Here is a 348-nt window from a genome sequence, read left to right on the forward strand (position 1 = left end):
GGCCGGTGGGCTGGTAGATGCGTGTGGGGTCCAGGACGAGCTCGCGTAGGAGTTCGCCGGTGGGGGCGTTGATGATGCGGATGTCGAGGTCGTGGACGAGGGCCAGGACGTAGGTTCCGGTGTGGGTCCGCCCGATCCCGATGCGGTGGAGCGTGCCGTTGTGGCGCAGTGTGATGGATCCGGCTGTGGAGACCCGGTCATGGCGGACGCGGTCGTCTGCCCCGGGTCGCCCGTCGGGGCGGGTGAGGCGGTAGTGGGTGAAGTCGGACTGCCAGCACTCGTTCGGCATCGAGGCCTCGAAGCGGATGTAGGAGCTGCGGGGCCGCTTGCTCGGCTCGGGGGTGACGG

The 348-nt window shown here is 69.5% G+C and carries 1 pseudogene; it reads right to left on the reverse strand.

The features are described from left to right. Positions 1-348: pseudogene (locus E1269_RS32655) on the reverse strand (hypothetical protein); the annotation flags it as partial.

It is taken from the genome of Jiangella asiatica (genome assembly GCF_004349065.1).
Classification (GTDB): Bacteria; Actinomycetota; Actinomycetes; order Jiangellales; family Jiangellaceae; genus Jiangella; species Jiangella asiatica.